Origin of the sequence: Streptomyces sp. NBC_00376 (assembly GCF_036077095.1) — a bacterium.
Classification (GTDB): Bacteria; Actinomycetota; Actinomycetes; order Streptomycetales; family Streptomycetaceae; genus Streptomyces.
On the sequence record NZ_CP107960.1, the window covers coordinates 8,122,548 to 8,145,147 of the forward strand.

Annotated in this window: 18 protein-coding genes; 6 read left to right on the forward strand and 12 right to left on the reverse strand. The window is 67.5% G+C overall.

Annotated elements, in window-relative coordinates:
• The first annotated feature begins 531 nt into the window (after positions 1-531).
• Both OG842_RS36425 and OG842_RS36430 read left to right on the forward strand, forming a co-directional pair.
• Positions 532-1,941 (forward strand): hypothetical protein, encoded by a 1,410-nt coding sequence (locus OG842_RS36425; protein WP_266734738.1) that lies wholly within the window; start codon positions 532-534, stop codon positions 1,939-1,941.
• Between the two features lie 109 nt (positions 1,942-2,050).
• Positions 2,051-2,176 (forward strand): hypothetical protein, encoded by a 126-nt coding sequence (locus OG842_RS36430; RefSeq protein WP_266734736.1) that lies wholly within the window; start codon positions 2,051-2,053, stop codon positions 2,174-2,176.
• 140 nt (positions 2,177-2,316) lie between these two features.
• Here the strand turns inward: OG842_RS36430 and OG842_RS36435 are convergent, their stop codons facing one another.
• Both OG842_RS36435 and OG842_RS36440 read right to left on the reverse strand, forming a co-directional pair.
• Positions 2,317-3,090, reverse strand: a complete 774-nt coding sequence (locus tag OG842_RS36435; protein WP_266734735.1) for a hypothetical protein — start codon at positions 3,088-3,090, stop codon at positions 2,317-2,319.
• A 211-nt stretch (positions 3,091-3,301) separates the two neighbouring features.
• Positions 3,302-3,523, reverse strand: coding sequence for a hypothetical protein (locus OG842_RS36440; protein WP_266734733.1), 222 nt, complete (start codon positions 3,521-3,523; stop codon positions 3,302-3,304).
• Between the two features lie 319 nt (positions 3,524-3,842).
• On the opposite strand from OG842_RS36440, the gene OG842_RS36445 reads away from it, so the two are divergent.
• Complete coding sequence (locus OG842_RS36445; RefSeq protein ID WP_266734732.1) at positions 3,843-4,334, forward strand: hypothetical protein; 492 nt, start codon at positions 3,843-3,845, stop codon at positions 4,332-4,334.
• 107 nt (positions 4,335-4,441) lie between these two features.
• Here OG842_RS36445 and OG842_RS36450 read toward each other — a convergent pair whose 3' ends face one another.
• From OG842_RS36450 to OG842_RS36495, 10 genes are all read right to left on the reverse strand, one after another.
• On the reverse strand, positions 4,442-5,002 hold the full coding sequence (locus OG842_RS36450) for a hypothetical protein (protein ID WP_266734731.1): 561 nt from the start codon (positions 5,000-5,002) through the stop codon (positions 4,442-4,444).
• A 78-nt stretch (positions 5,003-5,080) separates the two neighbouring features.
• Positions 5,081-5,644 carry a hypothetical protein gene (locus OG842_RS36455; protein ID WP_266734730.1) on the reverse strand — a complete coding sequence of 188 codons (564 nt, stop codon included), beginning with the start codon at positions 5,642-5,644 and terminating at the stop codon, positions 5,081-5,083.
• A 30-nt stretch (positions 5,645-5,674) separates the two neighbouring features.
• Positions 5,675-6,808, reverse strand: a complete 1,134-nt coding sequence (locus OG842_RS36460) for a hypothetical protein (RefSeq protein WP_266734729.1) — start codon at positions 6,806-6,808, stop codon at positions 5,675-5,677.
• A gap of 149 nt (positions 6,809-6,957) precedes the next feature.
• Positions 6,958-9,489, reverse strand: a complete 2,532-nt coding sequence (locus tag OG842_RS36465) for a hypothetical protein (RefSeq protein ID WP_328512607.1) — start codon at positions 9,487-9,489, stop codon at positions 6,958-6,960.
• A gap of 293 nt (positions 9,490-9,782) precedes the next feature.
• Complete coding sequence (locus OG842_RS36470; RefSeq protein WP_266734726.1) at positions 9,783-10,247, reverse strand: hypothetical protein; 465 nt, start codon at positions 10,245-10,247, stop codon at positions 9,783-9,785.
• Between the two features lie 218 nt (positions 10,248-10,465).
• On the reverse strand, positions 10,466-10,870 hold the full coding sequence (locus tag OG842_RS36475) for a hypothetical protein (protein ID WP_176156439.1): 405 nt from the start codon (positions 10,868-10,870) through the stop codon (positions 10,466-10,468).
• The gene (locus tag OG842_RS36480) at positions 10,867-12,867 is read right to left on the reverse strand and encodes a hypothetical protein (RefSeq protein WP_266734725.1); all 2,001 of its coding nucleotides are present in this window, start codon (positions 12,865-12,867) and stop codon (positions 10,867-10,869) included. The genes OG842_RS36475 and OG842_RS36480 overlap by 4 nt, the downstream gene beginning before the upstream one ends.
• 1,438 nt (positions 12,868-14,305) lie before the next feature.
• Positions 14,306-15,214, reverse strand: coding sequence for a carbohydrate ABC transporter permease (locus tag OG842_RS36485; RefSeq protein ID WP_266734724.1), 909 nt, complete (start codon positions 15,212-15,214; stop codon positions 14,306-14,308).
• Positions 15,211-16,206 carry a carbohydrate ABC transporter permease gene (locus OG842_RS36490; protein ID WP_266734722.1) on the reverse strand — a complete coding sequence of 332 codons (996 nt, stop codon included), beginning with the start codon at positions 16,204-16,206 and terminating at the stop codon, positions 15,211-15,213. Before OG842_RS36490 ends, OG842_RS36485 begins: the two co-directional genes overlap by 4 nt.
• Positions 16,203-17,510 (reverse strand): ABC transporter substrate-binding protein, encoded by a 1,308-nt coding sequence (locus OG842_RS36495; RefSeq protein WP_266734721.1) that lies wholly within the window; start codon positions 17,508-17,510, stop codon positions 16,203-16,205. Before OG842_RS36495 ends, OG842_RS36490 begins: the two co-directional genes overlap by 4 nt.
• Before the next feature lie 541 nt (positions 17,511-18,051).
• Here OG842_RS36495 and OG842_RS36500 point away from each other — a divergent pair.
• From OG842_RS36500 to OG842_RS36510, 3 genes are all read left to right on the forward strand, one after another.
• Positions 18,052-19,755 (forward strand): class I mannose-6-phosphate isomerase, encoded by a 1,704-nt coding sequence (locus tag OG842_RS36500; protein WP_266734719.1) that lies wholly within the window; start codon positions 18,052-18,054, stop codon positions 19,753-19,755.
• The gene (locus tag OG842_RS36505; protein ID WP_266734717.1) at positions 19,752-20,699 is read left to right on the forward strand and encodes an ROK family protein; all 948 of its coding nucleotides are present in this window, start codon (positions 19,752-19,754) and stop codon (positions 20,697-20,699) included. The genes OG842_RS36500 and OG842_RS36505 overlap by 4 nt, the downstream gene beginning before the upstream one ends.
• A 63-nt stretch (positions 20,700-20,762) precedes the next feature.
• Positions 20,763-22,532 (forward strand): glycoside hydrolase family 35 protein, encoded by a 1,770-nt coding sequence (locus tag OG842_RS36510; RefSeq protein ID WP_266734715.1) that lies wholly within the window; start codon positions 20,763-20,765, stop codon positions 22,530-22,532.
• Positions 22,533-22,600: the final 68 nt, after the last annotated feature.

A 22,600-nucleotide genomic window follows, 5' to 3' on the forward strand; every position in this document is an offset into this window, starting at 1 on the left:
TTGTCTTACGACCTTGTCTTGTGCGCGAGGTGCGGGATCAAACGAGTTCGCGGCGTTGACTGTGCGGACTGTGGAGCCCGCCCAGCTCCTTGGGAAATAGATCAGCGTGCGGGAGCACGTCGGGCATCCATACGTGCCACAGCCGAGTTGTTGACGACCTCTCCCGTGGAAGCATCTCCGAGCCTGTTTCAGGCTGCTGAAATGGAAATGCTAGTGGGGCGATTGGAGTCATGGCTATACCGCTTTTTCGCCGCGGTTCGCTCGGTGACTCAAACCCTGCCGGGGGCCGACGATACTCTCAGGGAAGTTGTTGAGGAACTGGTCAATGAGCGCGCCGTTGCGTCCGCAGCAGTTCGGCACCGTCCGTATCTACCCTTGGTTGACGGTGCGAGAGCCTGCATTGAGCATCTCGTGGATACAGTACGTGCATATCTAGCCGCACTAGACGCGCCTACGCCGCTAGAAGCGCAGCGTCACGCAGACGTTGCGCAGAAAAGAATGGACGCTTCTGGTGACGTTCTAGGAATGCACATGGAAAAGGTAAACCGGCTCAATGAACTCTTGGAGGTTGACGGTTTTCAGGATCAGATGGTCGTGCTGCTGCGGCAGTCAATGATGGAATTGGGCGCAACCGATCTGGCAGATCTTTGTGCGCTTGCCGAGGCCGAGGTTGCGAGAATCCTTGGAACCCCCCCTCAGTACGGGTACGGGGGTGGTCTGCAGTTCGCTCTACAGCGGGCCCTTATGGTCGCACAGGGAGACGAAGATAGATTTGAGCGCATCGTAAAGGGAAGCTTCGAAATATTTTCCCAGAATCCTGAGCTACTATCGATCTTGGCGGAGAGTCCTCACTTCAAATCTGATTATGAGGCGGCAATGCTAGACCTGTTCGACGCCGCCTCTCAGGTTGCGCAGGCAGCGAATTGTGGCGTGCCGCGTCAAGTGGGGCGGTCCATGGTTGATATCGCTGCAAGTTTGGTGGAGGGCGCAGGACAGCTGGTGGCAATTGCCCTGCTCGTGACGTCAGGACAGAAGTCAAGGCCCTACGGCAAGCTTCGGCAAGACAATGCGACGGATCTTTTGCGTAGCGCTCGCACGCGCCCCGTGATGGAGAACCTGCTGGGGGGTTTCAACCTGGACTTGCGCACAGCCCAAGCACATAGAATGGTTCGCTATCAGGATGATGGTGTACGCATAGAAATTAAGTCTGGTTCGCAGGAAATCTCCTGGAGTGAACTGAACGATGAGATCATCAGGGCGTGCGAAAGTGCCATGGGATATTTCGTCGGACTAACGCTTGCATTCAATCAGCTAGACGTGAACCTTCTTGACGCGACCAGCTACCATTCCTTCGGGATATCTCCAGCGGTTATGCTAAGCGTGGGTATGTCTGGCCTGGGTTGCCAGGAGATCTTCCTGGAGGAACGAGAGGGTTCCTGGACGGTTCATCTGGAAGCGCCTGAAGGTTCGCCTCTGACTGTCCTGGTGGCTGGCGCATCCGCGCTAATTCCCGACAGCATTGAGATCTTCACCCTTCATGCCAAGCGGGAAGATGGCTGGCACGTCCTGAGTGGCCCTGTATCGCTTTTGCGCCCTTTCTTGGATCCGGCTAATGAAGCTGATGATCATCATGGGCTTGCCGCTGTGCGATTTCAGCGAGTCTGGACATACGACGGTCAGCCCTGCGTGACGGAAGCTGTAACTCGTGGCTGGACAGCGCGGCGGGCCATCGCTGCGCTTGATGGCGGGCTACGCAGTGTGCCCCAACTCCGCGTCCTGCGTGCCTTTGCTGTGGAAGTCACAGACCCGGAACTCGCTGAGTCGCTGTCCGCGGCGATCCGTTATGTCCGGTTAGGGGATTCTGTGGAGCACAAGACAAGCCTGCTGGTCGCCCAGCTTGCGACTTGGGCATCTGCGGAAGTTGAATATACACCGGTCTAAGTCTCTTCAATGGTTTTCTCGCAGTTCTGAAAATAGGACTTCCAGCGGAATTGCTGCGGCTGGGCGTATCCCTAAAGCTCGGCCCAACGGGGCGCTGATCCGCTTCTTCGTGGACGGCCGCAGTTGTGACGCCGCCCAGGCCAAGGAGGGAGCCCTGCTGGTGATGGAGTGGTCGAAGGAGGGCATGGCCGCCCACGGCTGGTTCTGGGAAGAGAAACCGTCCGTCTCTGACTGACCTGCACAGGCACGACGGCCGAGGCGACTGAGCCCGTACTTCGACACAGCTCTCGATGGCGGTCGGAGGTCGGCGTCCCGCGACGCGGGATACCGGGAGGTTGCGTATGGGGGGGCTGCACTGCTGTGCCGGCCCCGGCGTCAGGATTCCTTGAGCCGGTGCTGGGCGGCTTCCTCGGGTGTGTAGAGGTACAGACTTTCCTTTAGCGCGTCGGCGAAGTATTCGAAGGCTTCCCCGTCCTGCGGCTGGACGGGAGGAGGGAACGGCAGGCTGCTGGAACGGCGGGGCCAGATCCGGGCGACGGACAGGTGGAACTCCCGAGCGTGCTGGATGACGACGTCGACGGCCGGGAAGTAGACGTAGAGACAGAGGTACCCGATCTTCATCGGGCAGTAGAACCCGACCGGCTGCGGGCTCCCGGGCGCGCCTACGCCGGTGAGGTCGACCTTCACGGTGAGGCTGGTGACGAGGGGTTCGCGTTGTGGGCAGGCACCGATCCAGACACGCGTCCCACCAGGTATCGCCCGGTGAGTACGCAGCCTCCGAAGCTGATGGGGCGGCAGGAGGGGCGTGTGCTGGGTTTGGTCGGCCATCATCGCTGTCTTTGTGGCCCAGAGCGCGATCTGGCGCTGCTGCGGCAGGGAAATGAGGCTGAGGTCCTGCCCGGTGATCAGAGGCGTGAGGGCGTCCCTGGAAGCGACCTCCATCTGCGACATCCAACCGTTGTTGCACGGGGCGCAGACCTTCTTGACCGTGAAGTCCAGACCCGCCGTCTCCCGGGTCTTGTCGTAGGCGCCATCACCGTAGCGGGCTTGTTCGGTCCGCTGACGTCCTGGGAGGAGGTACTCGTTCAGCCACTGGGGGAAGACGTGCTCCTTGGTGACCGGAGCACGGCCGCAGAAAACGCAGGACATCGGCAGATCGTATCGGCCGGGCTCGTATCGGCGAGCGTGTGGCCCGACCACTGAATCGTGATCCGGCCCGGCCGGCCGCCGGACCGTAGCGGGGCGGGCACTACAGGCCCACTGACGGCCCCCGTCGCCGCCTCATGGCTCCGAGGCCTGTCAGCAGCCATACAGGCATGCGGTGATGCGTTCCAGGGCTACAGAGAGAGGGCAGGTGTGATCAGAGATGCTGCCTCAGCCAGTCGGGCATGCTCGGGTCGTCAAGTTCCCAGGCTTTCTGGAACTGCTCGTCCTTCTGCCAGGTGTTCTCATCGCCGTCGAAGAACTTCTGCCGGTTGCACTTGTACTTGACGACGGTGTTGCCTTCGAGCCTGTACTCGTTCCAGTAGTAGTTCTGCCTCCCGTGGCCTTTCCACTCCTGGGTCGTGTAGATCGTCGTCATGAAGTCGCAGTGTAGCTAGGGCGATGATCCGGCTTGACGGCGTAACCCGGGCAGGCAGGGGTGAGTTGGAAGGTCGTCGGGGACGCCCTCGGAGCGCAGGCGCGGACGGCACAACAGGACAGCTCAGCATGATCGGGCTGTTCTTCACCCCGGCCGCCGCCACCCGCCAGCTGCCCGGCGTCATCCGTCGGCGCTCCCGTCGCACGGCGGCCGCGCCGGGAGGGGCGGCCCCGGATCCCCAGTAGGCCGGCCGTCCGATTGCCCGGGGTGCCGCACGGCGGGCATGCTGCGCGTTCGGCGAGGAAAAGAGAGGGAGAGCGTGGCCGAAGACAACGACACCACAGCGGCGGAAGCGTCGCTCAGGAAGGCCGTGGAGCAACTGTGCGGCGACGGGCCGGGCGACGGCAGCAAGGCCGCTCAGGAGGCCGTCCAGGCGCTTGCTGACGGTTCTGGGAAGGCGTGGACGCCCGAGCAAGAGACGCAGATCAGGGCCATGGTGGAGCAGATCCGCAAGCTGCGGTATCTGAACCGGCCGGGGGGTGGCTGGTGGCGTCGGCGCCGGGAGTGGCGGGCGAGAGAGCGGCTGGTCAACATGATGATGGCCAGCGGCCCGGAGCTGCTGAACGAGGCGGAGCTGCGGCACTGGAAGAGCCACGCGATGGTGGAGCTGCTGCTGAAGTTCATGGACACCGCGATGAGGAAGGACGACACGGTGGAGGCGCTCGCCCGGATTGAGGCGCTGAACGCCGTGACGTACGAGGACTACCAGCAGGCCCGGAAGAAGCTTGCCGAGAAGGAGGCCGCCGGGTGACCGGGTGACCGGTTGGCAGATGCGATGCGCCACGGCCTCGAGCTGGCACGAGGTGAGCGTCGGGCTCCGGGTGCTGGTACAGGTCCGAGTGGCGAGCGATGGTCAGGTCAGCGCCGGGTGACGGTGTAGCCGGCGTCGTTGACGGCGGCGGTCCATACATCGCGGTCGAACCACTTGGTGATGTTCGGCTGGAGCTCGCTGATCATCCGCATGCGCGCCTCCCAGTCGTGCCCGACATCGCCGCGGCTGCCGTCGCAGCCGGCGCATCCGTCCTCGCCGTGGATGTGGCCGGCCATCCAGGCGTTGACCGCGACGTTGATGATGACCGCGTACAGGTCACCGCCGGTCTGGGCCAGGGAGTCCGGCACTCCGGCGAGGACCAGGGCGAGCTCAGGGTTGTCGATCGGCGGCATCGGTGCCTGCCCGGCGTCCTTCTCGCTGCTGCTCTCCTCGTAGGAGGCCTGGTTCTTGGCGAGGCGGTCGGCCGTGGCGGAGGCGTCGAAGTACCTCCAGGCGGAGCGAACCTGGATCCCGAGCCGTTCGGACACGGTGGTGATCTGCTGCTCGATCGTGTCCGCCACGGTCGCGGGGGCGAACGTCACTCCGCGACGGGCCAGCTCCGCGAGCGTCTCGGCAACGGCTTCCTTGAACGCTTTCGTCTTCCGCACCAGGGCATCGTAGGCGGGTTGAGGCAGGCGGCGCGCGGCTTCGTCAGCATTGGCGGCACGGTCGGCCCGGTACCATTCTCAGGGGATCGGGTTGTTGTCCCTCTGGTGGTAATCCGTTCCCATGTTCGCCGCTGGGGTCAATAGCTGGCCCATCTCGATACTGCCGCTGCAGTCCAGACCGCCCTTGGGGTCGGTCACCCAGGTTGGCCCTCCGACCCAACCGTCCTCCGTGAAGTAGCCCGGCTCGAAGGTATGGGCGAACTCTTCCAGTCCTGAAATGATTCGGCGGCTCCAGTCGCGCTGCTCGTCCAAGCCCTGTTCGTCGTATTGCCCGAGGTCTGGATAGGTCAGCTCAACGTTCATGAGCGGTTCGGTCCGTCCCTCTGTCAGGCATCCGGCGAACCCGTTGGTGACGCGGATCTTGCCGACGTAGAGGTCGATCAGGCTCTTGGTCTTCTGCGGCAGTTCAGACCTCTGGACCCACTTCTTCAGATCGGGTGTTGTGACGTGCCCGAAGTCCTTGATCACGCCGTCGCTGCGTCTGACCGGCGGGTCGTCGTTGCCGCTGCACGCAGTCAGCACCAGCAGGCATACGGTGATCACCAGACCTTCCGGGATTGCTCTCAGCCTCGGATAGTTCATGCCCCCCTGCTCTCCGGACAGGACGCGGTATCAGCCGCCGATCCGTGACGCGATGAGCCGGTTGCTGAGCTCGACCGTTCCGAGGTACCACCAGAAGATCCAGTCCAGGAACGCTTCGTCGTAGTCGCCGCGCTGGTCTGCTCTCCGGTGGCGCAGGTCGTAGCGGTTGGCGATATCGAAGAGAGCCCCTTCGTCCTTGCCGAGCTGCTCCTTGAGGAGGGCCCGGCGTTCCTCAAGGATGCCCGCGAGGGCCACGATCGCTGATCGCTTGCTCTCCGCAGCCGCGTCACGGGCGCGGAAGAGGGCGACGGCGTGACGGACCCGGGCCGTGATGTCCGGGGTACTGCCGGTCAGGGCGTGGTCCACCAGCGCGCTGCGGGCGTCGTCGGTGACGGCGACCAGGCGCCCGAGGTCCTCGCCTTCGGCGGCCAGCTCGTATTCGATGCCGGCCTCGCGGAGCAGCTCGTTGACCTTGCTGCGGTAAAGGAGCCGGGCGGGCCCGTTGTGGAACTCCGAGTGGTGCCAGCCGCACCCGGCGTAGGAGTGGAAGCGGCGAGTCCGGGGGCGGCTGAGAAGGTCGTGGAAGACCTCGATCAGCCCGAAGAAGGTGTCCTCGTCCCACGTAGCCGGGGATAAGGGCCACAGGTCGGGAATGCCCAGGCGGCGCTCGATCACTCGCGAGGCGTCCGCGTCCGACAGCTCGGTGGGGTCGTCCACGCAGTCCTCGCCGAAAACCTCCACCAGGTAGCCGCTGTCGGCAAAGTCGCTGACGATCCGCTCGAAGTCGCGGCGGGAGTCCCGTGGGGTACTGCCGTCGTGCGAGAGGCCGCGCCCTTGCCGCTGCGGCCAGTACGGCCGCGGCTCGACGGCACGGCGCAGCTCCGAGGCGCGGCCGACCAGCTCGGTGAGCCAGTCCCGCTTGTCCCTTCCCTGCCGCTCCCCCCAGCCAGGGGTAGTGCTGGCCCATGGGTCATCCGACGGTGCGGGGCTGTTGGGCAACTCCTCGAAGTCGGCCACCACCGTAGTACCGGCGAAGGCCTCCGTCAGGAGCCAGACCGCCTGGTCCTCCCACCATCTGTTCGGGACCCGCAGGACCCGCTCGCCCTCGGACGCGAACAGCGGCGCCGGCCAGCGCAGCTCATAGTTGCTCAGATCCAAACTCACCGGCCCATCATCGCCCAACCCGGCAAGCATCAACTGGCCAACGGGGCAGACCGATACGCGACCGAGCCCCCGGACCAGTAACGGTCCGAGGGCGTGACTGAGCGCTTCAGTTGGCGATTGAGCGACAGCTCGGAGACCAGTAGCTGCCTCTAGGCCTCCGGGCCGGCCGCGCCGTGCTTGTGGATCGCGGCATCGAGCACCCCAAGAGCTCGGAGTAGCAGGTCTGCGGCATGATCTCCGTGCTCGGTCAGCGCCCAGGAGAGAGCCGCGATATGCCCGGGCACCGGGGCGGCTCCGCCGGACGCGGTCTTCAGGATCCGCGCCACCTGGCCGTGGCTGACGGGCTTGCCCTTCTCGATCAGCGAGGTCAGGTCAGCCGTTGCGGTACGCAGCCAGCCGAGGCCGTTGGCCGCTGTCGCAGGGACGGGCTTGTTTGCGGCTGGGCGAAGATCGGCTTGGTCCAGGACCTCCAGTTCCAGCCCGGCCGCGTTGCACAGCTCCCGCGCGGTATTCCTGACGGTCTCGTCAACTGGGGTGATCGAGGCGAGCAGGTGCACATCCGCTCCGAGCCGCTGGCTCAGTGCGACGTCGCGCCGGAGTTGGGCCTCGTTGAACTCCGAGGCTGAGGTCTTCACTTCCCCGGAGAGGACCTTCCCGTCCCAGATACCGAAGATATCCACCTCTTCCTGGGTGCCGCCTTCGAAGGTGACGTCGGTGCCGGGGAGGAAATGCGAACGGGGCTTGCGCCGGCAGAGCTCGGCGATGACCAGCAGATGCGGCAACAGGCCGTTGTCGCTGGCCCGGTCGGTGAAGCTGTCGAGCCGGTAGTGCACGGCAGTCGGCGCGCCGCCGGACTGGTAGGTGGAAACGGCGCCGCACCCGGGGCACTGCGGGGAACTGCTGGTCTGGCCGAGCGGAACAAAGGACCGGCTGGTGCAGGAGGGGCAGATGCTCTCCAGTCCACGCTCGGCCCAGCCGAGCACGCACAGCTGTTCCAGCGCCGCCGCCCGGTCTTCCGCCCTGGCGTTCGGCAGCTTGTCGGCGGGCAGATAGCGACGCTCGGACCGGCCACCCCACGTGGCGGCCAGTTCGGCGAGCGCGGCGTCCGGGTGGCCGTCCGCGCGAAGCTCCTTCAGCCGCTTCAACAGCTCCTTGGACCGCGGCGTGGTCAGGGCGACGGCTGCCTCGTAGACACCGGGCTCGAGAAGCGCAGAGCTGTCGGCGCGTTCGGCCAGGGCCGTTCCCAGCCGTCCCGCAGAGGACAGCTGGTGTCCGGTTGCGACATCGTCCAGAAGCCGTTCCGTGGCCTGCGGCAGCAGGGGGAACGTCATCTGAACGGCGAGCTGGTGGGGCATCGGCTGGAACGCGAGCTGCAGCTTGCCGTCCCGCCACTGGGCATCGGGGTGAACCAGCTCGGCGATGGACGGGCGGGCCGGCAAGCCGAGCAGGGGCTCGCCCCAGAACCTCACCAGGGCCCCGGCATACCCGTTGAACCCGACGGGCTGAATGAAGCGCAAGGTGCTCGGCCCGTCGGCGAAGACCTGGACGTCGAACGACGTCGGCACGCCGTAGTGGCGTTCGAAGGTCACCCACGCCGTGGGGTCCAGGTCCGTCCGGAAGGTGAACGGGGCGGTCCGGGCCGGGAACGCGGGCCTGTGAGTCCCGTCCCGCGGCTCCTCCTCGGTGGGCTCCAGACCTAGCACAGAGGCGAGCTCCAGCAGCTGCTCGGGCGACGCCGAGCGGCTGACGAGCGCCACGTCGACGGCGAACTCGTCGGGGCGAGACTTGAGGAGACGGGCTACCTGCTCGGGGAAGTCGAGCCAGTACTTGACCGTGTCGGCGCCCGGCAGCAGCAGCATCGGCATCTCGATCATGTCGACCGGTCTCAGCGCCCTGGTATTCCAGAAGTCGATGCTGTCGGTGAAGCCCTCGCCCTCTACGACCCACAGGACCGTCGGAATGCGCCTCGCGGGGGTGCTCGGGTACTCGCCGAACTGCGCGACCGTGCTATGGATCCGAGTGTCCTCATTCAGCTGGTACCGGCCGAACTCGTCCTCCTGCCTGCTCACCCTCACAGGTTCGACAATGTTGCGCTGCTTTACGCAGCCGGCCGCCGCCAGCTGCCAGAGCGCTCCGGTCGGGCTCGCTGCGATCGGAGGGTAAGCCGGGTCGAATTGCACGACCTCGGCCAGGGAGCAGGTGGATGCCACGTTGCTCTTCCGTATGCCCGCAAGGTCGACGATAGGCAGCCCGAGGCCCTCCGCGATCTCCTCGGCGGCCAACGGGGCGGCGTCGATGTTGACGAGCGCCTCGACCTTGGCGATGCGGACGGTCTGCTCGTGCAGCGTGGACAGGCCCGACGCCTGGGCTTCGACGATGGGCTCGGTCATGCCACCCCACCGGCTGCTGGCCTGCGTCACGGCCGCACGGAACCCGGCCACGCTGCCGCCCGCAATGAGGTAGGCCGCCCGGGAGGGGAGGACAGCTGCTTCCATGCCGGCCTGCCCCAGATATCTCCTCGAATCCACGACGCCAGCCTCCCATAGCACTGGCCGGGCGCGTAATGACAAGGTCGCCACCGAGAGCCGCCCCAGGAGTGGCGCACCTGTTGCCGGGTATAGCTCAGCGACGCGACGACCAGACCTCTCAGCACTTCGCCATCTCGACCGCTCACCCGCCACCTGGAGCGCCCAGTCACACCGGGTGTGACTGAGTGCTTCACTTGGCGAGTTGAGCGTTGGCCGGACAGGGTATCGGCGGAACGGGTATACACGGTGATGGCGCCGGTAGAGGAACGAAGGGACTGGACTGGCCATACCTGCTCGTGAGCTTCACTTGCGCGGCGCACGGCGGGCCTGCGGGGAGGTGGGTCGCGTTGCCAGAGTTCGATGATCGATCCGCGGCGCATCAGCGCGAAGTGGCGGCCGCTGCGGTCGAACTGGATCGCGAGGACGTCCTCGGTGGTCCCGATGCTCTACGTGATCTTGCCGGTGGTGATGTCGACGATGCGTACGACGGGGTTGCCCAGGACGATGACGGCTACCTCGTTCGGCGCCGGACCGGGGGCGATCATGACGTCCGGCTTGCCGTCGGGCATCAGGGGCTCAACGTTGAACTCCGCGAGTTCCTGGCCGGTGCGCGGCTCCCAGCGCTGCACCACCTTTCCCGAGATGGTGAGAATCTTTCCTTCGGTGTCGAAGAAGCGGGCGAAGCCCCATTTCCAGGCATCCCCTGCAGGCAGGGCCAGTCCCAGAATGGACGGTTCGGGCACGAGCAGGGACGGGGGCTCGGCTGCCCTCATCGAGGTGACCTCCCTCAGGGTGGCGACGTCGCGGACGGAGACCACGTTCTTCGCCTCCCGGTCGGCGAGCAGGGTGCCGTCCCGGCTGAACTTCACGGGGCCGTCGAATCCGGGCTTCCAGTAGGGCCGGGGCAGCACCAGCTCACCGGCTCAGGATGCCGCGCGTACGTCCCACCCCCCCTTGAACGTGATCGGATACAAGATCATCCCATCGTGTCCGTCATCCGGGGACGTACTCACCACGTGTGTAGCTCCACTCCTCCGTCACACGACCGTGCGGCCGCGCGAGGGTATGTGCGAATCAGCGTCCAAACGTCGCGTCCCGGGGGCGGTTGTCCCACCCCCGGGACGGATCGTCAGTGGCGACGCCAGCGGCGATTGACGAGGGGAACGCCGAGGCGAGCGGCCACCGTACGTTCCAACTCACCAACCACGACAGCCGGGGTATCGGCGCGGAGCGGCAGCACCCAGTAAGCCGACCACTCCTCCCGCTTGGACCTGGACTCCGCCATGTGCTGACGGATACGAACCGAAGCGGCGCCCCCGCAGAGCGCCCGCTCGGGTCGGGTCCGTCCGCAGTAGCAGGCCACGCCCTCTCCGTTCACCGGGATGTAGATGGCACGACGCTCGTTCCCGCTGTCCTCCCCGATCCAGATCGGAGAGTCCCGGTACTCCTCCAGCCAGGGGCCTACCAGGCTGGCCAGCACGGCGTAGCGCTCGGGCGTCATCGTGGCGACGCCCTGCCACACCAGGGCGCTCACCAGCTGTCCGACAGGGGCTCCGACTCGGCGATCTTGCCGAGGCGAGCGGTGATGCCCGCGAGGATCCCGAACGTCGACTCCACCTCGAGCCAGGCGATCTTGTCGTCAGTGCCGTTCTCGTCGCGCATCTCGATGAGGTCCATCAGCCGGTCCTTCGCGGTGAACACCGCCTCCTGGAACCGGGTGAGGCTCGCGGCCTCCTTGGCGGCGGGGTTGTTGCGCTCCGCCTCGGAGGTGAAGCCGTGCCGGACCGCCTGGCGCAGGTAGGCGTTGAAGGTGGAGGTCGCCCAGTCCGACGGCTGCTCGACCAGGGACTTGGACTCGCTGTCCCACCAGCGCAGCGGCCGGCGGGCCCGAGACCGCTTCACGGCGTCGGCCAAGAGCTCGCGGCCCGGCCCGGTCTCCAGGAGGCCCTTGATGATCTGCCCGACGCTGGTACGGGCGATGGTGGTGCCGACCGTCTCCTCGGCCGAGCCGGCGGCGGCCCGCAGGTGACCGGTGACCACCAAGGCGACCATGCCGAGCACGCCGAGCACGAGGGCGGCCTGGGTGTCGTTGGCGTGGGCGCGGTCCCGGAGGCCGTCGATGGCGTGGTCCGTGGCGGCGTTCTCCACCGTCCACTCGGTGTCGACCAGGTCCTGCCACAGGCAGCCGGTGTCCAGCGCCTTGCGGATCGAGTCCAGGTGCTTCGGCGTCTCGACGCTCGCCGAGTACGAACGCAGTCCCAGTTCCACCACCGGCCCGTTGCGGTGGCTGAGGTAGAGACCAGTCTTACCGAGCTGGGAGCGCACGAGGCGGTTGAAGGCGTGCCCCTTGCGGGTGAGCTCCTGGACGATCTGGGCGAAGCGAAGGTCGGGCAGGTCGTCCAGGCCAAGCAGGCGCATCCCCTCGGGCACCTGCTCGCGGCCGATCAGAACGTCCCGCCGCGCCGTCGCCAGGTCCTTGTCGGGCTGCCTGCCATCCAGCAGGCCCTCGTCGTAGAGGGCCGTCGCCATCTCCTCGGCGACGACGGCGTGCTGGGAGCCGGCGGAGAACTTCTTGGCGGACACGTTCATGCGCACCAGCACGCTGCGGACAGCGGCGGGGAAGCGCTCCATCCCGCGCTGCGGGTCGTCGTCCTCGTAGCCGACGATCACCTGGACCGGCACGGTGAGCGCGTTGAGCGCGATCGCCGCTTCGTTCCGCTCCCGCTGGTCCGCCTCGGTACCCTTCGGCGGCTGCGCCAGTCGCTTGTGGGCCACCTTGGCGATCTTGCGGACGAGCTCACGGCGGGCAACGAGCGGCAGTCGCATGAGGTACGAGGGCAGCAGCCGGATCCGGGTGTGGTCGCGGGCGTCGCCGGTCAGCCATCCGCGCTCGACCGGCAGGAGCACCAGGCAGGAGATCAGCCGACAGTTGCCGTCCACGGCCGTGTAGTCCTCGCCGACCGAGTCGGGGGACCCGGTGAAGGTCGCCGGCACCAGCGTCAGCGAGCGCTCAACGATGCGCTCCCCTACGTCCTGCGGGTTGTCCTTCTGCACGGCGATCGCGGCCCGGTCCACGGCCTCCATCACGGCCTCGAACGCGTCGCCGTGGACCAGCGTCGCGTACCGGTCGTGCGGGGCCGGCATCGACAGCGCGAGTCGGCCGCGGGGCGCCTTGGGGTCGGCGGCGTAGCTCGCGTCCGCGAGCAACCGGTCGTTCTCCACCGCAGGGGAGATCATCGGCGCGTACGCGCGGAAGTTCAGCGTCGTCAGCCAGCCGAACGGCGTCCGGTGCCGCTCAGCCCGGCTGAGCTCGAGCTCCTGGGGGTCGGTGGCCAGGTGGGCGAGACGCTCGATGTGGCTGGGGCTAAGGAGAACTCCGCCGAGCTTGCCGAGCTGGGTCTGGGCCTTGGTCGTCTGGCTGACCGGCGGGACACGGTGCTCGAACTCACCGTTGTCGTTTCGGAATCCGCTGACCGGGATGACCTGGATCTCACGGGTCTCGCCACGGTCCGGCTTGGAACTGCTGCTCATGGGGCGCCTTCTTGGATGGCCGGCGTGTAGTACGCCGGCGTTGGCCGCGCGTCACGCGGCGCCATCCGGGCTGCCACGCACCTACTCCGCCTCTGAAGAACCTCAGTCCGTTCAGGGTTTCGTAGCGTTGTCACGTCGGTCAGCGGCAGTTCGAGTGCTCTACGTGTGTGGCGGCGAGGCCGTCGCAGGCGGAGAGGAGCCCAAGTCGTGCGGTTGCAGACCTCGGTCCGCGCGCGCAGGCGTTTGACCGCCGCAATCAACGGCGTCGGCCGCACCCTACCGGTTCGCTGACCATCGTCCAAAGTGGTTTTACTGGACTCCTTTTGACGCACCGGCAGATGCCGTGCGACTCCAGGCTCACTAGCTGCGCAAACTCGAGAGACCGGCCCGGCTACCACGTCCGGAGCGCCCAGGCTGCCTTCCTCGAACCCGCGAGCTGTCCCCGGCCACCCGGTCCCGAGTCGGGGCGAACGGGGCCTGAGTGGCAGGATCAGGGCAGGGGGCTCCGCCCGCACACCATTGCCTGCGGGCGCGATACCCAAGGCCGCACTCCGAGGAGTGCAGCTCTCTAGCATCACGACCCGCTGACCATGGGAAATGGCGGCGCTCAACTGGCCAGATCGAACGCTCACTGGCCAACTGAAGCGCTCAGTCACAGCAGCCTGCCCCGGACTTCCAGACATCGGTGAGCCAGAAATCGAACTCCAAGTGCTCGATGTCGGTGAAGCGGACCTCGGCTGTGCCCGGCACCGAATCGCCCGACGACGCTGGGCACTGTTGTTGGTCCGAATGGGGACCGCCCAAACCCTGGTCTAGCGCGGCGAAGCCGCGAAGGGCCAGCGAACAGTGCCCCTGCCGGTCGTCGAGTCGACGACTGGATGCCGGGGTCGTCGATACTGGCGCCCACACCATCGACCGGCCCGGTTGCTGACCGCCCGAGCAGCTCGGTTCTTCTGCCGCTGCCCGTGGACCCGCCGTGGAGCGCGAGATGTCAGGGCGCTGTTTTCCCTCGACCGTGGCGAGCTGATGGGCCTACGGCAAGCTGGACCCGTCTCCGCGACCTTCAGCGTGCTCTGGGTCTGCGACGTTTTGATCTGGATGCGTCACCGTACGGATCACCAGCAGAGAAGTTGCCTCGGGCCTGAAGTTCCGGCAGAACCTCCACTGACCTGCGGTGTACCAAAGTGCCAACCATCTCTCTGATTCTGTACTTGCAGTCCCAGAACCTGGTTGGCATCAGTGCAGGTCACGAAGATCCCGTAGTGCCAACCACCGATCCTGGTCACAGTCACCGTGTGACGAGGATTCGTAGTCGGCACAAGAGAGGCATGGTCGGCACTGGCTGCAGCCCGCGGTCATCGGGTGGGCCACTGCCCTCACCTGCTGAGAGAAGCCCGCAGCACTCGTCACAGCTGATCAGCACGGAACTGTCCGAGCGTCAGCTCTTGAGGCTTCCCGCGGACAGCCCCGAGCGCCAGAACCGTTGGAGGGCGAGGAAGGCGATGCAGAGGGGGACCACCGATACCAGGGAGCCCGTGACGACGATGTCGTACCAGGGCTGGTCCCGAAGCTGGCTGTTCCAGAAGTAGAGACCCAGGGTGAGCGGCCAGCGTGAGTCGTCGGCGAGCATCATCAGTGGCAGGAAGAAGTTGTTCCAGATCCCCACGAACTGGAACAGGCAGATGGTGACCAGCGCGGGCGACATCAGCCGCAGGGCGATGGTGAAGAAGATCCGGAGTTCTCCCGCGCCGTCGACCCGGGCGGCGTCGGTGAGTTCGTCGGGCACGGAGGCTTCGGCGTAGACGCGGGCGAGGTAGACCCCGAAGGGGGTGACGGCGCTCGGGATCAGCACCGACCAGTACGTGTTGACGAGGCCGGTCGACGAGGCGAGCAGATACAGCGGGAGGGCGAGCAGCGGCGGGGGGATGAGCACCGCGCCGAGGATCACGGCGAAGACACCCTCCCGGCCTTTGAAGGGATATTTGGCCAGGGCGTATCCGGCCATCGCGGCGAACAGTGTGGCCACCAGGGCCCCGGCCCCGCAGTACAGAAGGCTGTTGAGGAGCCAGCGGCCGAAGATGCCGTCGCTGTGCCGGAAGACCTTCGTGAGGTTGTCGGCGAGGTGGAAGTGCGAGCCGAACCAGAAACCGTTGCTGCCGAACAGGTCGCCGTTGGATTTCGTCGCCGAGACGATCAGCCACCAGATCGGCAGCAGGAAGTAGCCCGCGATCGCGAACAGCAGCACGGTGGTGCTCAGCCGGGCGGCCGAAGTGCCGCGACGGCGGGCGGGCGGCGCCGCCCGCCCCGGGTCGGACCTGCGGTGTCGGGCTGTGGGCTGCGTGCTCATCGCGATCCTTGTGTGCTCAGGCGCAGGAAGCCGTAGGACAGGACGAATGTGGCAAGGGCCAGGACCACCGCGACAGCCGCGGCGAAGTTGTAGTCGTTGAGGCCGAAGGCAGCCTGGTAGGAGAGCATCACCGGGGTGTAGTTGCTGCTGATCGCGGCGGTCATGGGGCGCAGCACCATCGGTTCGCCGAACAGTTGCAGCGTGCCGATGATGGAGAAGACGCCGGTCAGGGTGAGGGCCGGGCGCACCAGCGGCACCTTGATGTGCCAGGCGATCCGGAATCCGGAGCATCCGTCCAGCTCGGCGGCCTCGTACAACTCCTTGGGGACGGACTGCAGCGAGGTGTAGATGATCAGCATGTTGTAGCCGGTCCAGGACCAGGTGACGATGTTGCCGATCGAGAAGAGGATCACGTCGTGGGAGAGGAAGTCGACGTCCGCGCCGATGCTCCTGCCGATGTCGTTCAACGGACTGATGCCGGGCATGTAGAGGAAGGCCCACAGCACCGCCGCGATCACACCGGGGATCGCGAACGGCAGGAAGTACGCCACGCGGAAGAAGCGCTTGAACCGTGCCACTCGGGAGTCGAGGAGCAGGGCGAGGAGCAGGGCGAGACCCAGCATCACCGGCACCTGGACGAGGCCGAAGAGCAGGACCCTGCCCACGCCCTTCAGGAACGTGCTGTCGGTGAGCACCCGTGTGTAGTTGTCCAGGCCGGCGAAGACGGTGCGTGGTGCCCCGAAGCCGAGCCCGGAGCGCTCCACCCGGAAGAGGCTCTGATGGACGGCGTAGCCGATCGGGATGACGAACACGGCCAGGAACAGGACGCCGAACGGGGCGAGCAGCACGGCGGCGGAGCGGTTGCGCCGGGCGGCGAGCCTGCTGCCGGAGCGGCTGCGCGACGGCCGCCGCTCCCGGCCCGGGCCGTGATCGCCCGACGGCGCCGGCCGGTCCGCGGCCGGCAGTGTCGGGGAGTCCGCATCGCGGGTCATCTGACCTTCACGCCCTTGGACTTGATCGCCGAGAGCGTCTTCTTCTGTACGTTGCTGAACGCGTCGAACAGCGTGCCGGAACCGGCGTAGGCGTTGGCGGTCGCCTCGTCCAGGTCGACACCGAACTGCGACTGCGTGGGACCCCACTGCCAGTTCGTGTCCGTGTGCTGGGCGGCTTCGCCGAACACCTTGTAGATGTTCTGGCCGCCGTAGTAGTCCACGCCCTTGTTCACTTCGGGCAGCTCGAGTCCGGCGGTGGCGGCCGGGTAGATGCCGGTCTTCGTGATCAGGTTCTTGAGGCTGTCGGGGTCGGTGCTCATCCAGGTGGCGAACTCCACTGCCTCGTCCTTGTGCTGACAGCCCTTGAGCACGGCCGTACTGCCGCCGCCGTCGTTGCCGAACTTCTTCTCCCCGGCGGTCCACTGCGGCATCGGGGCGACGGCGAACTTGCCCTTGGCCTTGGGTGCGTTCTGGGCGATCAGCGGGTTCAGCCAGACCGCGCCGATGGCCGTGGCCACCTTGCCGGACTGCAGGCCGCTCCACCATGCGGGGCTGTAGCCCTGGTCCGTGGCCACCAGCTTCTTCTCCACCAACTGCTGCCAGTAGTCGGCGAGTTGCCCGGACTGGTCGTCGTCGACGCCGACGTGCCACGCGTCGCCCTCGGTGCCGAACCACTTGGCGCCCTTCTGCCAGGCCAGGCCGGACAGGGTGATCGCCCGCAGGTTCACGATGTGGGCCTCGGGGTCGGCCTTGTGCAGCTTCTCGGCCGCCTTGGCGTACTCGTCCCAGGTCGTCGGCACCGCGATGCCGTACTTCTTGAAGACGTCCTTGCGGTAGTACATGGCCATCGGGCCCGTGTCGACCGGGATGCCGTAGGTCCTGCCCGCGACGGTGACCTGGTTCCACGTCCACGGAACGAACTTGTCCTTCGTGGCACCGGCCTCCTGGGAGACGTCCTCCAGGGCGCCCTCCAGCAGGAACGTGGGTATGGACTCGAAGCCGATCTGTGCCAGGCAGGGGGCGTTGCCCGCCTTCACCGCCGAGAGCATCTTGTCGTAGCCGCCCTGGCCACCGGACGGCAGCTTCTTGAAGGTGACCTTGATGCTCTTGTGGGTGGCGTTGAACAGCTCGGCCGACTTGTCGTAGCCGGGGGCCCAGCCCCAGAACTCCAGGTGGACGGTGCCGCCGACGGCCTTGTCGTCGCCGCTCCCTCCGCACGCCGCAGCGGTCAGGACCAGGGCGGCCGCGGACAAACTCCCGAGTACGGCCCGCCTTCTGGAGCGCGCGGCCAACTTAGCAAGCATTTATGTGCACCTTCCCGTTGCGAAGAACTGGCAATTGCTCAGATTCTTGGGCGCGTTGAACGTGAGGAGCCTGGTGCTGCCCTCGAAGGTCGAGGGGTGGGGCTGTAGTTTCCCGAGGCGCTGAGGTCCGGTACTTGTATCCATCGCGAGGCGAAGCTCAGTATTTGTGGGGCACTCCGTGACGTCAAGACCATAGATCGGATACATTCCATCCGTAGAGATCCGTAGCTCCGAAATATCGGATGGGCATTGAAGCCGCTGCGAGCCTGCCTTCATCACCGCGGCGGCCGTGATCCCGCCGTCGGACACCAGGCCGGGACCGGACCGGCGCCTGGAGCGCCGTGGGGAGGCTGAGCGGACCGCAGGGCGACGGCGACCCGGTCGCCGTCGCCCCCAACCGTCCCGACCATGGCGCGGTCGGCGCCTGCGCCGCTCGTCCCCGGCGTCACGCCCAGTGTGGTGCTCCCGGCCCTCGTTGCAGGAGCGGCCTGAGCCGCACGATCAGCAAGCCCTACCGAGAGACAGAAAGGCTGACACCGTCATGTCGGAAGTTCGCGGCTATGAAGCCGAACCGTGTTACAGCATCTCCGCGGAGGTGGGCGCCGGGTACCGGGAGGCGGTCGCCGGACTCGCCCCGGGTCTCGTCCTCGCCGTCGACGGCCCGGTTGCGGTGGACTGGGAGGCGGTTGCCGCCGGGATCTGTGAGGCGCTGGCCGCCCGCGCCGTCGCGACCAAACAGACCGACCTGCGCGAGCACTTCGCGCCCTGGCCGGACGTCCTCGCCCTGACCGCCTCCGCAGTACTGGAGGACGACCCGGACTTCGCCCCGCTGTCCCGGGCCGGGCTCGCCGACTTCTTCGCCGGGCTGCCGGAGCCCGGGGCCGCCGACGACACCGTGACGGTCGTCTTCGGACCGGGCGCGGCCCTGGTGCCGCACGACCGGCTCTGGTACGCGGACCTGCCCAAGCGGTACGCCGAGGCCCAGATCACCGGCGGGACCGGCCGCAACCTGGGGCAGCCTGCCGGTACCGGGGCGGGTACGACCCGTCGGCTCTTCTACATCGACTGGCCCGTCCTCGACCGGCACCGCGACACCCTCGTGTCCGGCCTCGACCTGTGGCTGGACACCCAGGACGCGCAGGCCCCGTCCTGGCTGGAGGGCGTCGCCCTGCGCGCTGCCCTCGCAGATCTGGCCGGGCGGCCCTTCCGTACCCGCCCCACCTTCAACACCACGTCCTGGGGCGGACATTGGGCCCAGGAGCAGCTCGGCTTCAACCAGGAGGCGGCCAACACCGCGCTGGGCTACGAGCTCATCGCTCCCGAGAGCGGGATTCTGGTGGGTACGCCGGACGGTCCGCGGGTCGAGGTGCCCCTGCAGGCACTGGTCGCCTCGCACCCCGAGGCGATCCTCGGCGACGACGTGCACGCGAGGTTCGGCACCTCGTTCCCGATCCGCTTCGACTACCTCGACACCGTCGGCGGCGGCAACCTCTCCGTCCACTGCCACCCGCAGTCGGACTACATGCGCCGCGTATTCGGATGGCCGTACACCCAGCACGAGACCTACTACATGATGCTCGGCGGGCCCGGCCGGCAGGTGTTCCTGGGGCTGCGCCAGGACGCCGACCTCTCGGCCTTCCGGCACGAGGCGGACCGGGCGTTCCACGACGGCGTGCCGTTCGACATCGAACAGTACGTCCAGACCTTCCCGGCCGATCCGCACCAGATCTTCCTCATCCCGGGCGGCACCCCGCACGGCAGCGGCGAGGGCAATGTCGTTCTCGAGATCAGCGCGACGCCGTACCTGTACAGCCTTCGCCTCTACGACTGGCTGCGCAAGGACAGCGAAGGCAGGCAGCGGCCGGTCCACGTCGGCCACGCGTTCGAAAACTTGGACCCGGACCGGTCGGGGGAAGCCGTGGCCAGGGACCTGGTCCCCACGCCGCGCACCCTGCGCTCGGGCGACGGCTGGCACGAGGACGTCATCGGCCGCCTCCCGGAGATGTTCTTCGAGGTCCGGCGGATCGCACTGGCGCCGGACACCGTCGCGGACGACGACACGGACCACCGCTTCCACGTCCTCAACGTCGTGGAGGGCGACGGAATCGTCCTGGAGACCAGTAGCGGCCACCGCCATGTGCTGGCGTACGCCGAGACACTGACCGTGCCCGCCGCGGTCGGCGCCTACCGGGTGCGGGCCCTGGGCGGGGGACCGGTGCGCTATGTGAAGGCGCTGGTGCGGTGAGCCCCGCCGACGAGGCCACCGTCTCGGTCCTCGAGGTCGGCGGCACCCATGTGACCGCGGCCGGTGTCGACATCCGCGCCCGCAGTCTCCGGTCCGGCCGCTCGTTCCGTGAGGCGGTGGACAGCGACGGCAGTGCCGAGGAGATCCTGTCGGCCCTCGTCCGCTGCGCCGACCGGCTGTCCGGCCTCGGCACGGGCCCATGGGCCGTGGCACTGCCCGGTCCGTTCGACTACGAGCGCGGGATCGGGCGGTTCGAAGGGGTCGGCAAGTTCGAAGCCCTGCGGGGGGTCGATCTGCGGGCCGCCCTGACGGCGTCACTGCCCGGCGCCACCGCGCTCAGCTTCTGCAACGACGCGGAGGCGTTCGTGCTCGGCGAGTGGTGGGCCGGGGCGGCGCGCGGGCACCGCACCGCCGCCGGTATCACCCTCGGGACCGGTGTGGGTTCCTGCTTCCTGCGCGACGGCCGGATACTGCGGCACGGCCCCGGGGTCCCTCCCGAAGGCTGGGTCCACAACCTGCGCTACGCGGGCGGACCCCTGGAGGAGACGGTGTCCCGGCGTGCCCTGCGGCGGGCCTACGCACGGGCGACCGGCGCGGCGCCGCCCGACGTCCGGGAGATCGCCCGGCGGGCGCGGCAGGGGGACCGGGCCGCGGCGGAGGTGTTCACCGAGACGTTCCGTGCCCTGGGAAAGGTGCTCGGGCCACTGCTCGCCGCCTTCGAGCCGACGGTTCTGGTGGTCGGGGGCGCGATCGCGGGGGCCTGGGACCTCCTGGCCGAGCCGCTGCGCTCAGGGCTCACCGAGGCCGATCCGGTCCGCAACCGACGCGTCGTCATCACCCCGGCACACCGGCCGGACGAGGCCCCGCTGCTCGGCGCGGCTTACCTGGCCGGGGTGTGCGGCCGGCCGGGCGACCGTACCGCGCCGCTCGGAGACTCCCGCTGACACCGGCCCGGCACGTGCGACGAGGCCTCCTCCATCCACACCACCGACCCCCTGGGAACAGCTGTGACCCCTCCCCGTTCCACCGCCGAACTGATCGTGACCGAGCGCGGCTTCCTGCGCGCCGGACGCCCCCACCAGATCGTCTCCGCCGCCATCCACTACTTCCGTGTCCACCCCGAACTGTGGGAGGACCGGCTGCTGCGGCTGCGCGCCATGGGCGTCAACACCGTCGAGACCTATATCGCCTGGAATCTGCACCAGCCGGCTCCCGGGCAGACCGACTTCTCCGGACAGGCCGATGTCGCCCGCTTCCTGCGCACCGCTGCCCGGCTCGACCTGGACGTGATCGTGCGACCCGGCCCCTACATCTGCGCCGAGTGGGAGTTCGGCGGCCTCCCCGCATGGCTGCTGGCCGACCCCGGGCTGCGGCTGCGCCGCACCGACGACCGCTATCTGGCCGCCGTGGACGCCTGGTTCGACCAGTTGATCCCAGTCCTGCGCCCCCTGCTCGCCGGCCGGGGCGGGCCGGTGATCGCCGTCCAGGTCGAGAACGAGTACGGCAGTTACGGCCATGACACCCCCTACCTCGACCATCTGCGGCAGGGCCTGGTCCGACGCGGCGTGGACTGCCTGCTGTTCACCGCCGACGGAGCCACTGACGGCGTACTGCGCGGGGGCATGCTGCCCGGCACCCTGGCGACCGCGACCTTCGGCTCGCAGCCCGAGGAGTCACTGGCGACCTTGCGCCGCCACCAGCCGACCGGCCCGCTGATGTGCTCCGAGTACTGGCACGGCTGGTTCGACCACTGGGGCGAGCACCACCACGTACGGAACGCGGACGAGGCCGCCGGGGAGCTGGACCGGATGCTGACTCAGGGCGCCTCGGTCAACATCTACATGGGCCACGGCGGCACGAACTTCGGGTGGTGGAACGGAGCCAACCACAACGAGACCGACTACCAGCCCACCTGCACCAGCTACGACTACGACGCTCCGGTCGGTGAGGCCGGCGAGCTGACCGAGAAGTTCCACGCGTTCCGCGCGGTGATCGAGCGGCACCGTGGCCCGATCCCGTACGCGATACCCGCGACACCGGACCGGCTCGCCCCGCAGACGGTACGGCCGAACGGTGCGGTGGCGCTGGCGGACTGCCTCGACGTGCTCTCCACTCCTCGGCAGCGGCTCTCACCGGAACCGATGGAGGTGCTGGGCCAGTCACTGGGGCTGATCCACTACCGCACGTGGCTCCGTGGCTCCTTCCCCGACTCGACCCTGCGCGTGCACGGCCTCGCGGACCGGGCCCAGGTGTTCCTCGACGGAGTGCCGCTGGGCGTCCTGGAGCGGACAGGGCCGCTCGACGCGCTGCCGATCAACGTCCCCGACACCGGTGCCGAACTCGACCTGCTGGTGGAGAACATGGGACGGATCAACTACGGCCCCTTGCTGGAGGATCGCAAGGGCATCAGCGGCGGCGTCCGGATCGACGGCCAGTACCAGTTCGACTGGGAGATCCGCCCCCTCCCGCTGACCGATCTGGCAGGCCTGCGGTTCGGGGCCGCCGAACAGATCGAGGGCCCGGCCTTTCACCGTGCGACGCTGGAGGTACCGGAACCGGCCGACGGTTTCCTGGCCCTGCCGGGCTGGACCAAGGGCCAGGTGTGGCTGAACGGCTTCGCCCTCGGCCGTTACTGGGACCGCGGACCCCAGCGCACCCTGTACGCCCCCGCCCCGGTGTGGCGGGCCGGCCGAAATGAACTCGTGATCCTGGAACTGCACCGGCCGGGCGAGCGGATCGAACTCTGCGACGTCCCGGATCTGGGCCCGACCGACTGACCTCCGGACTGCCAAGGGGCTCCGGTCCGTATTCCTTCCGGACCGGAGCCGCTTGAAGCGAGTCCCGG

Coding starts and splice junctions, on each gene's coding strand:
- OG842_RS36425 (WP_266734738.1), top strand. CDS start 532: ATGGAAAAGGTAAACCGGCTCAATGAACTCTTGGAGGTTGACGGTTTT.
- OG842_RS36435 (WP_266734735.1), bottom strand. CDS start 3,090: ATGTCCTGCGTTTTCTGCGGCCGTGCTCCGGTCACCAAGGAGCACGTC.
- OG842_RS36440 (WP_266734733.1), bottom strand. CDS start 3,523: ATGACGACGATCTACACGACCCAGGAGTGGAAAGGCCACGGGAGGCAG.
- OG842_RS36455 (WP_266734730.1), bottom strand. CDS start 5,644: ATGAACTATCCGAGGCTGAGAGCAATCCCGGAAGGTCTGGTGATCACC.
- OG842_RS36480 (WP_266734725.1), bottom strand. CDS start 12,867: ATGAGCAGCAGTTCCAAGCCGGACCGTGGCGAGACCCGTGAGATCCAG.
- OG842_RS36485 (WP_266734724.1), bottom strand. CDS start 15,214: ATGAGCACGCAGCCCACAGCCCGACACCGCAGGTCCGACCCGGGGCGG.
- OG842_RS36490 (WP_266734722.1), bottom strand. CDS start 16,206: ATGACCCGCGATGCGGACTCCCCGACACTGCCGGCCGCGGACCGGCCG.
- OG842_RS36495 (WP_266734721.1), bottom strand. CDS start 17,510: ATGCTTGCTAAGTTGGCCGCGCGCTCCAGAAGGCGGGCCGTACTCGGG.
- OG842_RS36500 (WP_266734719.1), top strand. CDS start 18,052: ATGTCGGAAGTTCGCGGCTATGAAGCCGAACCGTGTTACAGCATCTCC.